The organism is Psychromonas sp. SP041 (assembly GCF_000470315.2).
Classification (GTDB): domain Bacteria; phylum Pseudomonadota; class Gammaproteobacteria; order Enterobacterales; family Psychromonadaceae; genus Psychromonas.
In genome coordinates this window covers 1-15,135 of record NZ_CBRF02000048.1, presented here as the reverse complement: position 1 = coordinate 15,135, position 15,135 = coordinate 1, and the positions used below count along the sequence as shown (strand labels likewise).

At 37.9% G+C, this 15,135-nt stretch carries 11 protein-coding genes; 9 read left to right on the top strand and 2 right to left on the bottom strand.

Annotated features, from left to right (window positions below):
- Positions 1–167: 167 nt before the first annotated feature.
- Positions 168–1,685 (bottom strand): lysine--tRNA ligase, encoded by a 1,518-nt coding sequence (gene lysS, locus SP041_RS18835; RefSeq protein ID WP_025565344.1) that lies wholly within the window; start codon positions 1,683–1,685, stop codon positions 168–170.
- A 94-nt stretch (positions 1,686–1,779) separates the two neighbouring features.
- Positions 1,780–2,878 (bottom strand): peptide chain release factor 2 gene (prfB, locus tag SP041_RS18830; protein WP_170968576.1). Its coding sequence is split into 2 segments (ribosomal slippage): positions 1,780–2,802 and positions 2,804–2,878, totalling 1,098 coding nucleotides; the frame shifts between segments, so codons are not numbered across the junction.
- Positions 2,879–3,383: 505 nt separating this feature from the next.
- Between prfB and SP041_RS18825 the strand changes: the two genes are divergently transcribed.
- From SP041_RS18825 to SP041_RS18780, 9 genes are all read left to right on the top strand, one after another.
- Entirely contained in the window at positions 3,384–5,108 is a 1,725-nt protein-coding gene (locus SP041_RS18825; RefSeq protein ID WP_025565345.1) for an acetolactate synthase 3 large subunit, read from the top strand.
- Complete coding sequence (ilvN, locus tag SP041_RS18820; protein WP_025565346.1) at positions 5,101–5,601, top strand: acetolactate synthase small subunit; 501 nt, start codon at positions 5,101–5,103, stop codon at positions 5,599–5,601. Before SP041_RS18825 ends, ilvN begins: the two co-directional genes overlap by 8 nt.
- A gap of 284 nt (positions 5,602–5,885) precedes the next feature.
- A complete protein-coding gene (locus tag SP041_RS18810) occupies positions 5,886–6,341 on the top strand; it encodes a copper chaperone PCu(A)C (RefSeq protein ID WP_025565348.1) in 456 nt (151 codons plus the stop codon).
- 30 nt (positions 6,342–6,371) lie between these two features.
- Positions 6,372–6,983 (top strand): TIGR04219 family outer membrane beta-barrel protein, encoded by a 612-nt coding sequence (locus tag SP041_RS18805; protein ID WP_025565350.1) that lies wholly within the window; start codon positions 6,372–6,374, stop codon positions 6,981–6,983.
- Between the two features lie 288 nt (positions 6,984–7,271).
- Positions 7,272–7,898: a glutathione S-transferase gene (locus SP041_RS18800; RefSeq protein ID WP_025565351.1), complete on the top strand. Its 627-nt coding sequence runs from the start codon at positions 7,272–7,274 to the stop codon at positions 7,896–7,898.
- A gap of 278 nt (positions 7,899–8,176) precedes the next feature.
- Positions 8,177–9,973, top strand: coding sequence for an assimilatory sulfite reductase (NADPH) flavoprotein subunit (locus SP041_RS18795; RefSeq protein WP_025565352.1), 1,797 nt, complete (start codon positions 8,177–8,179; stop codon positions 9,971–9,973).
- Positions 9,973–11,664 carry an assimilatory sulfite reductase (NADPH) hemoprotein subunit gene (gene cysI / locus SP041_RS18790; protein ID WP_025565353.1) on the top strand — a complete coding sequence of 564 codons (1,692 nt, stop codon included), beginning with the start codon at positions 9,973–9,975 and terminating at the stop codon, positions 11,662–11,664. Before SP041_RS18795 ends, cysI begins: the two co-directional genes overlap by 1 nt.
- A complete protein-coding gene (locus SP041_RS18785) occupies positions 11,657–12,421 on the top strand; it encodes a phosphoadenylyl-sulfate reductase (protein WP_025565354.1) in 765 nt (254 codons plus the stop codon). Before cysI ends, SP041_RS18785 begins: the two co-directional genes overlap by 8 nt.
- A gap of 164 nt (positions 12,422–12,585) precedes the next feature.
- Entirely contained in the window at positions 12,586–13,209 is a 624-nt protein-coding gene (locus SP041_RS18780; RefSeq protein ID WP_025565356.1) for a sel1 repeat family protein, read from the top strand.
- The last annotated feature ends 1,926 nt before the right edge of the window (positions 13,210–15,135 follow it).

Here is a 15,135-nt window from a genome sequence, read left to right as displayed (position 1 = left end):
TTTAACTGATTAAGTTATTCTTTTAATTAAAGACACTAAGCGTCAATTGCAATGGTCTCTAAATGCAATAAAAAACACTTTCGTCATAAAAAACGGGCAAAAAAAAGCCTCGAATAACGAGGCTTAATGTTGTGAAATAACAACGTTGAAATAATAAAGTGTGTTTATTATTTAGCTTGCGGACGCATGTGTGGGAATAGTAATACGTCACGGATAGTATGGCTATCAGTAAACAACATCACTAAACGGTCGATACCAATGCCTTCACCTGCTGTTGGTGGTAAACCATGTTCAAGCGCAGTAATGTAGTCTGCATCGTAGAACATAGCTTCGTCATCACCCGATTCTTTCTGTGCTACTTGATCCATGAAACGTTGCGCTTGGTCTTGTGAGTCATTTAACTCAGAGAAACCATTCGCTAACTCACGACCACCAACGAAGAATTCAAAACGATCCGTTACATCTGGGTTCTCATCATTACGACGTGCTAATGGTGATACTTCCGCTGGGTAAGCGGTAATGAACGTTGGTTGCATTAGTTTATGTTCAGCCGTTTCTTCAAAGATCTCAGTTAAGACTTTACCTTCGCCCCAGCTGTCTTTTAAGTGGATATCTAAACGTTTTGCTAAGGCTTTTAATCCTTCCATGCTATCTAGTTCAGATGCTTCAATGCCTTCATTGTATTCAAGGATTGATTCTTTCATTGTTAAACGTATAAAAGGTTGTCCAAAATCAAACGTTTCTTCGCCATATTTAACAATGCTTGAACCTAATACGTTTTCAGTAATAGTACGTAACATATCTTCAGTTAAGTTCATTAGGTCAATGTAATCAGCGTAAGCTTGATAGAACTCAATCATAGTGAATTCTGGGTTATGACGCGTTGAAACACCTTCGTTACGGAAGCTACGGTTAATTTCGAATACACGCTCAAAACCACCAACCACTAAACGCTTAAGGTTTAATTCTGGTGCAATACGTAAATACATTGGTAAATCTAATGCATTATGAAACGTTTCAAATGGACGAGCTGTTGCGCCACCAGGGATTGCTTGTAACATTGGCGTTTCTACTTCCATGAAATTACGTTCATTTAAGTAAGTACGAATAGCCGTTACGATTTTGTTACGTAAAATAAATGTTTTACGTGATGATTCATTAGCAATTAAGTCAAGGTAACGTTGACGGTAACAAGCTTCAGTATCAGACAAACCGTGGAACTTGTCTGGTAATGGACGTAGTGCTTTAGTCAGAATACGGATTTCTGATACTTTAATACTTAGTTCATCTGTTTTTGTTTTAAATAAAACACCTGTAGCACCCACAATATCGCCTAAATCCCATTTTTTGAATTCAGTATTGTAAAAACCTTCCGCTAAGTTATCACGTGCAACGTAAACTTGAACCTGACCGCCCATATCTTGGATAGTTGCAAAGCTTGCTTTACCCATAATACGACGTGTCATCATACGACCAGCAACACTCACTTCAACGGCTAATTCTTCTAGCTCTTCTTTGCTCTTTTCGTCATAAAGCTTATGCAGTTCATCTGAGATATTTTTACGACGGAAGTCATTTGGGAATGCTTGTCCCTTTTCGCGCATCGCATCTAATTTTTCTAGGCGTGCGGTTAAAATATCGTTCAACTCTTCTTGTGGTGCTTCTGCTTGGTTTTGCTCTGACATGATAGTTCCTATCGGTTTAGTGTCTTACATAATTTGTTTCTAAATCAGCTTTACACAAAATGCTTTAGTGTAAAGCTTATGCTATTTGCTTTATTTACAATCCAGATTTCAGGCTGGCTTCAATAAATTTATTTAAATCGCCATCTAATACGACTTGAGTATTGCGATTTTCAACACCCGTACGTAAATCTTTAATACGCGAATCATCTAATACGTATGAACGAATTTGACTACCCCAGCCAATATCCGACTTACCATCTTCGTTAATTTGTTTTTCTACATTTTGCAATTGTACTTCATGCTCGTAAAGCTTTGCACGAAGTTGCTTCATCGCTTGATCTTTATTTTTATGTTGCGAACGGTCATTCTGGCACTGCACTACTATATTCGTTGGTACATGAGTAATACGAACCGCAGATTCGGTTGTATTAACATGCTGACCACCCGCACCCGACGCACGATACACGTCAATACGTAAATCCGCAGGATTAATTTGAATATCAATATTGTCATCAATTTCAGGGTAAATAAACGCAGAGGCAAAAGAGGTATGGCGTTTACCCGATGAATCGAATGGTGACTTACGCACTAAACGATGTACACCTGTTTCCGTACGTAACCAACCGTAAGCATATTCACCGCTAAAACGAATCGTTGCACCTTTAATGCCAGCGACATCACCAGGCGTTGCTTCCATTAATTCTGTTTTGTATCCGTTTGCTTCGCCCCAACGTAAATACATACGTAACAGCATATTCGCCCAGTCTTGTGCTTCTGTACCGCCTGAACCTGACTGAATATCAAGGTAACAAGAACACGCATCTTGCTTGCCTGAAAACATACGGCGAAACTCTAGTACTTCAAGTTGCTTTTCAAGATCATTGGCTTCTTTTATAGCTTCATCAAAACTATCTTGATCACTTTCTTCTACCGCCATTTCCACCAGCATTTCAATTTCGTCAGTACCTTCTGTTAATGCATTAATCGTTTTCACTATTAATTCAAGGCCACTACGCTCTTTTCCTAATGCTTGTGCATGCTCAGGATCGTTCCAAACTTCAGACGATTCAAGTTCACGGCTAACTTCTTCAAGTCGCTCTACTTTGGCGTCGTAGTCAAAGGTACCCCCTAAGCATTTCAGCACGCTCAGTTAGGTCTTTAAGTTGATTAAGAATAGGATTTACTTCAAACATTGATGCTCGCTATTAGTATATTCGTAAAAAGAGCCGAATTTTAACCAATTATCATCGAAATAAATAGAGAACAATTAAAATTAATAACCGCTTAACGCTGCTTTTATCAACGAAAGTAATAACGCAGTACTCGGTGTAACACAGGAAATTGGTTTTATATTGCTAGATTTAACAAAAGCACAAATAAAGCGATACCTAAAAAGCATTTAAATAACGCCGTTTTAGAACATTTTCAGTGATTATTATTAGAAAACTGAGCCGTATTTATAAATATAAAAGTAGCGTTAACAATATTTCATTACATTGAAAAGGGTAAAATGTTAACAAGCTTTACAAAAAAATCAGAAATACAGCAAATAAGTTAAAAAAAAGACAACTTTTCAGTGTTTTTAGATGCATTTTATTTTCATTAACGTAAAGTTAAAAGCTCATTTAAGCAAGGTTCGCTTCTATCCGATACAGATAGAAGAAGACGCAATTAACCGATTGTATAAGGATACAAATTATGGAAATGCTCTCAGGCGCAGAAATGGTTGTGCGCTCATTACAGGATGAAGGTATAGAACATATCTTTGGTTACCCTGGCGGTTCAGTTTTAGATATTTACGATGCGATTTTTCAATCTGATAAAATTGAACATTATTTAGTACGTCATGAGCAAGCTGCAGTACACATGGCAGATGCTTATTCACGTTCAACGGGTAAAGTTGGCTGTGTATTAGTAACAGCAGGTCCAGGTGCAACAAACTGTATTACAGGCATTGCAACCGCTTACATGGATTCAATTCCATTAGTTGTTTTATCAGGTCAAGTACCTACATTCTGGATTGGCGACGACGCTTTCCAAGAAACTGATATGATTGGTGTTTCTCGCCCAGTCGTTAAGCATAGCTTTTCATGTCGTACCGCCGAAGAAATTCCAATTGCAATTAAAAAAGCATTTTATATTGCATCAACAGGCCGACCAGGCCCAGTGGTTATCGATCTTCCAAAAGATGTACAAAATCCACTGAATAAATTCCCTTATGAATATCCTGAAACGGTTAGCTTACGTTCATACAACCCAACACTAAGTGGGCATAAAGGACAAATAAAACGCGCAGTCGCTGCCTTAATAAGTGCTAAAAAACCTGTTTTATATGTAGGTGGCGGTGCCATTATTGCCAACGCATCAAAACAAGTATTAGAGCTAGCTGAAAAGTTAAACTTACCGGTAACCAATACCCTAATGGGTTTAGGTGCATTCCCAGGTGAGCACAAGCAATTCATCGGCATGTTAGGCATGCACGGTACTTATGAAGCAAACAAATCAATGCATAATGCTGATTTGATTTTTTCTTGTGGTGCACGTTTCGATGATCGCGTAACCAATAATGTTGATAAATTCTGTCCAAACGCAAAAATCATGCACATTGATATCGACCCAACGTCTATCTCAAAAAATATCCACGCTGACTTACCGATTGTAGGTAGTGTTGAAGTGGTATTACAACAAATGTTAGACCTGATTGAAGAAACACAAGCAGCTAATGATAGCGAAAGCATTAATCTTTGGTGGGACCAAATTAATGAATGGCGCGCTAAAGATTGTCTTGCTTACAAAACATCAGAAACACATATCAAACCACAGCAAGTTATCCAATGCTTATATAAAGTAACGAAAGGCGATGCCATTGTGACGTCTGACGTTGGTCAACATCAAATGGTTGCCGCTCAATATTATCCATTTAAAGAACCTCGCCAATGGATTAACTCTGGTGGTGCAGGAACAATGGGGTTTGGTTTACCAGCAGCAATGGGCTGTAAAATAGCATTCCCAGATCGTCCCGTTGTTTGTGTAACAGGCGATGGCTCTATTCAAATGAATATTCAAGAGTTATCAACGTGTATGCAATACAACATTCCAGTTGTTATCTTGTTATTAAACAACCGTTCATTAGGTATGGTAAAACAGTGGCAAAAAATGTTCTACGGTGGTCGTCAATCTCATTCTTATATGGATAGTGTGCCTGATTTTGTTAAATTATCAGAAGCGTATAACCATATTGGTATTAAGGTAGACAAAATTGAAGAACTTGAGCCTGCATTAATACGCGCGTTTGAATTAAAAGATCGTGTTGTATTTGTTGACGTTGCGATTGACCCTGAAGAGCACGTTTACCCTATGCAAGTTAAATTTGGCAGTATGCAAGACATGTACCTAAGCAAAACGGAGCAAACTGATGCGTAGAATAATTTCTGTATTATTAGAAAATGAATCTGGTGCACTTGCACGTGTTGTTGGTTTATTTGCACAACGTGGTTATAACATTGAGTCTTTGACCGTTTCACCAACGAATGACTTAACACTGTCACGTATGACCATTACGACTGACGTAGTTGACAATGCAACACTTGAACAAATGATGAAACAACTACACAAGCTAGTTGATGTGTTACGCGTTTCTGAATTGACACAAAGTGCCAATGTAGAACGTGAATTGTTATTAATAAAAGTACGTACTGTCGGTAGTGAAGCACGTGAAGAAGTTAAACGCACTTGTGACATTTACCGTGGACAAATTGTCGATATCACGCAAAACCTATACACGATTCAATTGACGGGCGTCGGTTCAAAATTAGACTCTTTTGTTGCAACAATGGATGATGCAAGTGAAATTGTTGAAGTAGTAAGATCAGGTGTTTGTGGTATTGCTCGTGGTGATAAAGCATTGCGTGCGTAAACTGCAATGTAATTGTTAACCTTTTATATGCAAAGTGCAGTGTCTGTACTTTGCATTTTTCATTTATAGGAGAATAAAATGTTCGAATTGCTTGCGCTATTAATGTCCGCATTTGTACTTTTTATGTTTGGCATATCAATCCTTAGCCTCGGTGTTATCGCTTTCATCATGATTGCTTGTTTTATCTTTATTGGCGCCCTCTCCTTCATCTTAAAATTTGGCATCTGGATATTAGCCGCTTATTTAATTTATTATTATTTCTTTCAGCACAACAAGGACAAATCATGAAACGACTAATACTTTTAATTTGCACGTTATTACTTTCAATAAACAGCTTTGCTAGTGAGTTGGACATTAGCGAACAGCATATACGTGCCACACCGCCTCATGCAAAAAACAGCGCTGCATTTTTTACTATCACCAATAATACTAATAAGAATGTTAATTTAGTTGCAGTACAAAGTGATATTGCAGAACAGATTCAGATACACACCAATATTAATGAAGACGGCTTGATGAAAATGCGTCAAGTAGACACTATAATGATTAAAGCAAATAGCAGTACATCATTACAACCTGGTGGTTACCATGTTATGTTTTTAGGTTTAAAGAATGATTTAATCGAAGGACAAAGCATTAAGCTTACTCTTTATTTTGATAATGGCGAACAAATCAAAGTGAATACACCAGTACAAAGAATTAATGCCTCTCATGAAATGTCAGGTAAAAAACATCATTAAATAATTAAGCTCATAAAGGGATATCGTATTATGAAAAAACAAGTTTTAGCCGCTGCTGTCGCAGCTACAATGAGTATGCCAGCAATGGCGGATTTTTTAGGTGTATATGCAGGTCTTGATTACAGTACCAATGAAACAACATTAGGTAATGATTCAGATAGATCAAACAATATCTCAGGTTATGTCGCCTTTGAACATTTCATTCCATTAGTACCAAATGTTAAAATTAAATATAATGACCTAACAAACCACCATTTTGATGAAGATAATAGCTCAACGACAAATGGTATCTTGTATTACGAAATTCTTGATAACGGATTAGTTGAAATCGATTTAGGTGCCGTTTACACAGATGCCCAAGGTTACAATGAAAGTGCCTCAATTGTACAAGCTTATGGTGCGGCTAAAGTACACGTACCGGGTGTAAGCATGCATGCTTTTGCAGAAGTGATTGGTGGTTCAGTAACAAGTGATGACGCATTAAGCGGTGAAATTGGTTTAGCTTATACATTTAACCCTGATTCAAGCTTATTAAATGTCGCTGTTCGTGCAGGTTACCGAGTACAAGAATTAGATTTAGACCATACTCCTAACAAACAAGAAATCGATGGTTTATTTGCAGGCGTAGAAGTTCACTTCTAAGCACTGCTAAAAAATAACACATTAAATTTAAAGGCCACAAATAGTTATCTGTTTGTGGCCTTTTGCTTAAAGTCCACATGCGATGTAGGCGTGAGTGCCAGGTTTGATAGTTGAGCTCGTCCAAATAGTTAAAATCACTTCTCGTCAATGACTCTGTTTGTAGAGATATAAAAGTATTGCATAACGTTATGATGAGTTTACAGTGATAGGCAGCAATGGATTGTAGAATAAAAGAGTTTTGAGCAACTCACTCTTACATTATTAACCATTATAAAAATTAGGAATCTCATGATTAAATTACATCATTTAAATAAATCACGCTCTAAACGTATTATTTGGTTATTAGAGGAGCTTAATATTAATTATGAAATTGTCCCATACCAACGTGATAACGTCAGTTTTCTTGCGCCACCAGAGCTTAAGTCAGTCCACCCGTTAGGCAAATCACCCGTGATTGAAGATGATGGTTTAGTTATCGCAGAATCAGGGGCTATTACTGAATACCTTATTGATAAATACGCAGACGGTCAATTAGCCCCAACACGTGGTACAAAAGAATATGTAGAATACTCTCAATGGCTACACTTTGCAGAGAGCTCTGCTATTTTACCTTTGCTACTAAAAATGTTTGTTGCAAAAGATGGCTGTGAAACTAACTTTTTAGCTCAATATGCAGACATAGAAACCGAAAAAGTAATTAGCTTCTTCGATCGATCATTACAAGGTAAACGCTATTTAGTTTCAGACCAATTAACTGGTGCAGACATCATGATGTCATTCATTGCAGAGTTAGTTCAAAACAATGGCGAATTAGATAAATATAAGAATATAGGTACTTATATTCAACAACTAGCTAGCCACCCTGCTTTTACTCGCTCAAATAAAATCGAATTAGATGCAGAAACAACGATATAGTTTTTTGAAAATATTAATGGGTTGATAGCATCAAACTTTTACCCCTTTATATTAATAAAAAATGACTTGGCCACATTTAAAATAGATTTTGAATATGGCCAAAATTAAACATAACCAGTCTTCAACTTCTCCTTCTAAAAAACCACCTAAATACGAATGATTATTACCCAGACTTTTTAAATAGCATTTAGTTATAAAAGAGTAACTTTTATTCTTTTGTGTTAGTTCTAAGCTCGCGTAAACTCCAATCATCTTAATGTAATAGTGGAAATTACTTCATGGCACTTAACAATTTATCGGCTTTAACATCGCCTTTATCAGAGTCACAATTGGCTCAGTTGCAACAAGCAACAGCTGGCTTAGATGCAGTACAAACTGCATGGGTTAGCGGTTACCTAGCAGGCGTAAGCCAAGGCCCAGTAACAGCAGCAGCTCCGACGCAAAGCGCAGGACAAAGCTTAACGATTTTAGTTGGTTCACAAACGGGTAACGCAAAAGGCGTTGCACAAGAGTTAGCTGAGCAAGCGACAGCTAAAGGTATCCCAAACCAATTAATTTCAATGGCTGATTACAAAGTTAAAGCGATTAAAGATGAGAGCCATGTCATTGTTGTTGCCAGTACTAATGGTGAAGGTGAAGCACCTGATGATGCTATCGACTTGCATGCATTTTTAGCCTCTAAAAAAGCGCCTAAACTAGCAGGTTTAAAATTTGCAGTTTTAAGCTTAGGTGATTCAAGCTATGAATTTTTCTGCCAAACAGGTAAAGATTTTGAACAACGTTTACAAGCACTAGGTGGCGAAATCATTACTGAACGTTTAGATGCAGACGTTGATTATCAAGAAGTCACACAAGCTTGGTTTGATAAAGCATTAACAGCCGTTGAAGCTACGCTAGAAAAAGCAGGAACATCAACCACTGCAGCCGTTGCAACAGGCACTATCGTAACCGAAAATAAATATAATAAACAAAATCCTTTCAGTGCCAGTTTATTAACAAGTCAAAAAATCACTGGCGACCGTTCTGCAAAAGACGTTCGACACATTGAAATTGACTTAGAAGGTTCAGACTTACATTACACAGCCGGTGATGCACTAGGTGTTTGGTTTAAAAATAACCAAAACATGGTTGATGAACTGATTGACAAGTTAGGCCTAGATGCAACGAAAGAAGTCACTGTAGGTGATAATAAAATTGCACTAAAAGAAGCATTAATTGAAGAATATGAATTAACCGGTACACATCCAGGTTTCATTGAAGGTTATGCCGCGTTAACAGAAAATAAAGCATTACAGAAACTAGCTGAAGATAAAAACGCCTGTCGTGACTTCGCTAATAACAACCAAGTAGTTGATGTTGTGACTGCTACAGGTAATGACAAGGTAACAGAAGAAAACTTCGTTGCGTTGTTACGCCGTAGTAGCCCTCGCCTATATTCAATTGCATCAAGCCAAACTGAAGTAGAAGATGAAGTTCATTTAACAGTCGGTGCCGTTGTATTTGAGAATGAAGCAGGCCAACAACGTGGTGGTAGTGCTTCTACTTTCTTGTCTCACCGTTTACAAGAAGGCGAAGAAGTTAAAGTGTTTATTGAAGATAACCATAACTTCCGTTTACCAGCTAATCCAGACACGCCAGTGATAATGGTTGGGCCAGGTACCGGTATCGCACCTTTCCGTGCTTTCATGCAAGAGCGTGAAGCAAGTGAAGCAACGGGTAAAAACTGGTTATTATTTGGTGACCAAACATTTAACGAAGATTTCTTATATCAAGTTGAATGGCAAACACATTTGAAATCAGGCCTGTTAACTAAACTAGACCTTGCATTCTCTCGTGACCAAGCTGAAAAAATATATGTACAAGACCGTTTACAAGAAAACGCAGCTGAAGTCTTTAAGTGGTTACAAGATGGGGCTCATTTCTACGTATGTGGTGATGCAAACCGTATGGCTAAAGACGTACAAACAACACTTATCGACATTATCAGCAAACAAGGGAAATTAAGCCTTGAAGATGCTGAAGAATACTTAACAGAATTACGCCAAGCAAAACGCTACCAAAGGGATGTTTACTAATGAGCCAGAAATTACATGATAACGAACGAATTAAAATTGAAAGTAATTTTCTTCGCGGTAAGTTAGTAGAAGGAATTAACAACAATACAACAGGTTCGTTTTTACCAGACGAAGTACAACTTGTTAAATTCCACGGTTTGTATCAACAAGATCACCGCGATTTTCGTGCTGAGCGTAAGCAACAGAAACTAGAACCGTTATATTCGTTTCTATTACGCGCACGTTTACCAGGTGGTGTTGTAACACCAGAGCAATGGTTAGAGATCGACCGTATCGCCGAAGAATTAACTGACGCCGGTAGTATCCGTATTACCACACGTCAAACATTCCAATACCACGGCATCTTTAAACGTAACTTAAAATCAGTATTCCAAGAGCTTAAGTTCAAAGCGAATATCGATTCTATTTTCACTGCGGGTGATGTTAACCGTAATACTATTTGTACGTCTAACCCTGAGCAATCTGAGTTACACACAGAAGTGTACGAGTTATCTAAAAAAATCAGTGAGCACTTTTTACCAAAATCAAATGCTTACGCAGAGATTTGGTTAGATGGTGAAAAAGTATTAGATACTGAAGAAGAAGAGCCGATTTATCACAACATCTTCTTACCACGTAAATTCAAAATTGCAGTGGTTTTACCGCCTTACAATGATGTTGATATCCATGCTAATGACCTTAACTTCATTGCTATCATTGAAGATGACAAAATCACTGGTTACAACGTCGTAGTTGGTGCTGGTTTAGGCATGACACACGGTGACAAAACAACATTCCCGCGTTTAGGTGATGACTTTGGTTTTATCACTGTAGATAAAGTAATGGAAGTCGCTGAAGCAGTAGTAACGACACAACGTGACCTAGGTGGTCGTGTTAGTCGTTCACATGCTCGTACTAAATACACACTTGAAACACACGGCATTGAGACATTCAAAAAAGAAGTTGAGAAACGTGCAGGTATTACTTTTGCTGCACCCGGTGCTTACGAGTTCACAGAACGTGGTGACCGTATTGGTTGGGTTAAAGGTATTGATAACAAATGGCACTTAACGGTATTCATTGAAAATGGTCGTATTCTAGACTTTGATGGTAAACCATTAAAATCTGGTTTAGTAAAAATTGCTAAAGTACACCAAGGTACTTTCCGCATGACTGCGAACCAAAACTTAGTGATCGCAAGTGTGCCAGAGTCTGAAAAAGACAACATTGAAAAATTAGCACGTGAGTGTGGGTTAATTGATGATGGAACAAGTGATCAACGTATTGATTCAATGGCTTGTGTCTCTTTACCGACTTGTCCGCTAGCAATGGCTGAAGCAGAACGCTACTTACCAAGCTTAACCGATGATGTTGAAGGCTTATTAGCTAAGCACGGTATTGCAAAAGACCATATCATCCTACGTATTACAGGCTGTCCAAATGGTTGTGGTCGTGCGATGTTAGCGGAAGTTGGTTTAGTGGGTAAAGCACCAGGTCGTTACAACCTGCATTTAGGTGGTAACCGTATCGGTACACGTATTCCTAAGATGTATGCTGAAAATATCGATGAAGCAACTATCGTCAGTACACTAGATGAATTAATCGGTCGCTGGGCAACAGAACGCAATCAAGATGAAGATTTTGGTGACTTTGTTATTCGCGCGGGCATCATTTCTGAAGTAGTTGTTGCGGCTAGGGATTTCTATGCCTAACACCTTAGTTCTAGACCATCTATTAACACTTTCTAAAGCAGAGCAAAAAGTGGCTCTCGCTGAAGTTAATACGTTATTAGAAAAAAAGACAGCTCAAGAGCGTGTTCAATGGGCCGTCGATAACTTAGAAAGTGAATTTGTTTTATCATCAAGCTTTGGAATACAAGCTGCTGTATGTTTGCATATGATCACAGCAGCCAAAGCAGATACACCTATTATTTTGACGGATACAGGATACTTATTTCCTGAAACCTATCAATTTATTGATGATTTAACAAAGCAGCTTAACTTAAACCTAAAAATTTACAGTGCAGAGCACAGCCCAGCATGGCAAGAAGCACGCTATGGTAAATTATGGGATCAAGGCGTAGATGGTTTAACTAAGTACAATTTGATCAATAAAGTTGAGCCAATGAAACGTGCATTGAAAGAATTAAATGCTAAAACATGGTTCTCTGGTTTACGTCGTTCACAATCATCAAGTCGTGAAGACTTGCCTGTTTTAAGTATTCAAAATAACTGCTTTAAATTTTTACCAATTATCGATTGGAGTAATAAAGAAGTACATTATTACCTAGAAGAGAACGGTTTAAGTTATCACCCACTATGGGAGCAAGGTTATGTTTCAGTTGGCGATGTACAAACATCACGCCCACTAGAATTAGGAATGAGTGAAGAAGAAACACGCTTCTTTGGCTTAAAACGTGAATGTGGATTACACGAAGATCCAATTGAAGAACAAGGTAGTGGTATTTAATTACTTTCAATATCGATTAAATAACATCGTTGTATAAAGCCTCTAATAATATTAGAGGCTTTTTTTTGCTTGTTTTTTACTTAAGAAAAAAGGCCACGTGCCGATAAGCTATTATCAATGACTATAATGAATATTTTGATAAAGCATCAAAGCCAAGGGTTTATATGAAAATAATAATACAATCATTACTGATACTCAGTTTATTAAGCAATACGGCAACGGCTGCTGAAGATTATCCAGTAATACAGGTATATACCCAAGATGAACTTAACTCGCTAATTAAAAAGAATCAGCACTTACAAAGAGTAAAAGCGGACGATTGCCAATTAGTACAAGATATCGAAGCACATGCCCTCAAGATACAAGAGCCCTCTTATGTGTTTTTATGGGGTGATATGCTTGCTTGGGGGGTTTGTGTAGAGCGTGATGCAACGTTAGGCATGTATTATATAGATCAAGCTGCTAAACAAGGTTTATTGGCAGCTATAGAACAGTTGGGTCGCTATTACAATAACGGCACCTTGGTCATTAAAGACAAAGATAAAGCTACAAAATATTTCAGAGAAGCTGCATTACAAGGTAACTTGCCCGCTAAAATCAGTTATATCAAATTATTAGACCAAGGTTATGGCAGCCCACTTGATTATGAAGATGCATACAGAGCGTTGAATAGCAGTATAATTGTAAACCCAAAAACCAAAAAAGAAGCAGAGAGACTACTCGCTAAACTCGCTAAAAAAATGCCAGAATATGCGATTACTAACGCACGAAAAAATTATAACGATTAACTTATTACTTTATAAAAGTAATAAGTTACAAGAAAAAATAAAAATATAACAATTTAAATAACCAAGAGTAAAAACGAGCTTTAACTAGCTGTCATTCATTTCGCTTTCTTTAATGTTTTAATGTCGAATATAGGACCTCTAAAACCCTCTCTAATGTAAAAATAAGACATTACTTAGTACTTGATTATCTTAATACATAAAATCAACAAGCGCCTCATTACGACCCTTTTCTCCAGCTTGTAGCATTTTGACTTTCGGGTATATGGCGAATTAGGCGTCAGCCTAGTGTTATACCAAAAGAATTAATAAGGTGATCATTCTTGCTGGTTAAAATCACCCCTAACTGCGTTGTGAGCTTTGAAGTGAGAACAACTATCTCCTACAACTCACGCCTTATTAGTGTTAATTTTTCCTGCGCAATCTCTGATCACTTATTTAATTCCATTGGTATTATGAGCGGAAGAGCTCTGCGAGTCCTGTTTTCAGCTTGCAGGTTTTAATGTTTACATGTGGTGCTTTTTCCTCTGTAATCAGAAAGTTAACAAATCATAAAACCACACAAAAAATCTGCAGACTAAAGTCAGCGCCCCGAGGTCAAAAGATCAAACCGTTCAGTGATTCTCAAAAATTGCAGTTTTTTTGGCTTTCGGACGCATGGCGAATTAGGCGACAGCCTAGTGTTATGAGCGGAAGAGCTCTGCGAGTCTTGTTTTCAGCTTGCAGATCTTTTATGTGTTCAACACTTGCAGTAAGCTTCATATTATTGACTCTCCAATACAAAAATCAACACATAAAACTGCAGGCTAAAGTCAGCGCCACGAGGTCAAAAGATCAAACCGTTCAGTAACTCTCAAAAAACTGCAGTTTTTTGACTTTCGGGACGCATGCTTCAGCTTGCAGGTTTTAATGTTTACATGTGTTGCTTTTAACCCTGTAATCAGAAAACTACACAAAAAATCTGCAGGCTAAAGCCAGCGCCCCAAGGTCAAAAGCTCAAACCGTTCAGCGACTCTCAAAAAATTGCAGTGTTTTGACTTTCGGACGCATGGCGAATTAGAAAAAAGCCTAGTGTTATAAGCGGAAGAATTCTACTAGCCCTATTTTTAGCTTGCAGTTTTTTGACCTTGGGGCGTATGGCGAATTAGGTGTCAGCCTAGTGTTATGAGCAGAAGAGCTCTGCGAGTCCTGTTTTCAGCTTGCAGATCTTTTATGTGTTCAACACTTGCAGTAAGCTTCATATTATTGACTCTCCAATACAAAAATCAACACATAAAACTGCAGGCTAAAGTCAGCGCCACGAGGTCAAAAGATCAAACCGTTCAGTAACTCTCAAAAAACTGCAGTTTTTTGACTTTCGGGACGCATGCTTCAGCTTGCAGGTTTTAATGTTTACATGTGTTGCTTTTAACCCTGTAATCAGAAAACTACACAAAAAATCTGCAGGCTAAAGCCAGCGCCCCAAGGTCAAAAGCTCAAACCGTTCAGCGACTCTCAAAAAATTGCAGTGTTTTGACTTTCGGACGCATGGCGAATTAGAAAAAAGCCTAGTGTTATAAGCGGAAGAATTCTACTAGCCCTATTTTTAGCTTGCAGTTTTTTGACCTTGGGGCGTATGGCGAATTAGGCGATAGCCTAGTCTTATGAGCGGAGGAGCTCTGCGAGTCTAGTTTTCAGCTTGCAGATCTTTTTGTGTTCAACACTTGCAGTAAGCTTCATATTATTCACTCTCCAATACAAAAAAAACAAAAAATCTGCAGACTAAAGTCAGCGCCCCGAGGTCAAAAGATCAAACCGTTCAGTAATACCAATTCCGATAATTAAGTTTCCAGATTGGTCCAGTCTCTATAACATTGTGAGATGACTCTATTTTTGTCTTCACTGAAGCGATTCCAAGCATCACAACATTTATTGACAATATCGTTATAA

What these genes read in the sequence shown, in the direction of transcription:
- cysI (WP_025565353.1), top strand. Translation starts at nt 9,973, where the DNA reads ATGAGCCAGAAATTACATGATAACGAACGAATTAAAATTGAAAGTAAT.
- SP041_RS18810 (WP_025565348.1), top strand. Translation starts at nt 5,886, where the DNA reads ATGAAACGACTAATACTTTTAATTTGCACGTTATTACTTTCAATAAAC.
- SP041_RS18825 (WP_025565345.1), top strand. Translation starts at nt 3,384, where the DNA reads ATGGAAATGCTCTCAGGCGCAGAAATGGTTGTGCGCTCATTACAGGAT.
- lysS (WP_025565344.1), bottom strand. Translation starts at nt 1,685, where the DNA reads ATGTCAGAGCAAAACCAAGCAGAAGCACCACAAGAAGAGTTGAACGAT.
- ilvN (WP_025565346.1), top strand. Translation starts at nt 5,101, where the DNA reads ATGCGTAGAATAATTTCTGTATTATTAGAAAATGAATCTGGTGCACTT.
- SP041_RS18805 (WP_025565350.1), top strand. Translation starts at nt 6,372, where the DNA reads ATGAAAAAACAAGTTTTAGCCGCTGCTGTCGCAGCTACAATGAGTATG.
- SP041_RS18780 (WP_025565356.1), top strand. Translation starts at nt 12,586, where the DNA reads ATGAAAATAATAATACAATCATTACTGATACTCAGTTTATTAAGCAAT.
- SP041_RS18795 (WP_025565352.1), top strand. Translation starts at nt 8,177, where the DNA reads ATGGCACTTAACAATTTATCGGCTTTAACATCGCCTTTATCAGAGTCA.
- SP041_RS18785 (WP_025565354.1), top strand. Translation starts at nt 11,657, where the DNA reads ATGCCTAACACCTTAGTTCTAGACCATCTATTAACACTTTCTAAAGCA.
- SP041_RS18800 (WP_025565351.1), top strand. Translation starts at nt 7,272, where the DNA reads ATGATTAAATTACATCATTTAAATAAATCACGCTCTAAACGTATTATT.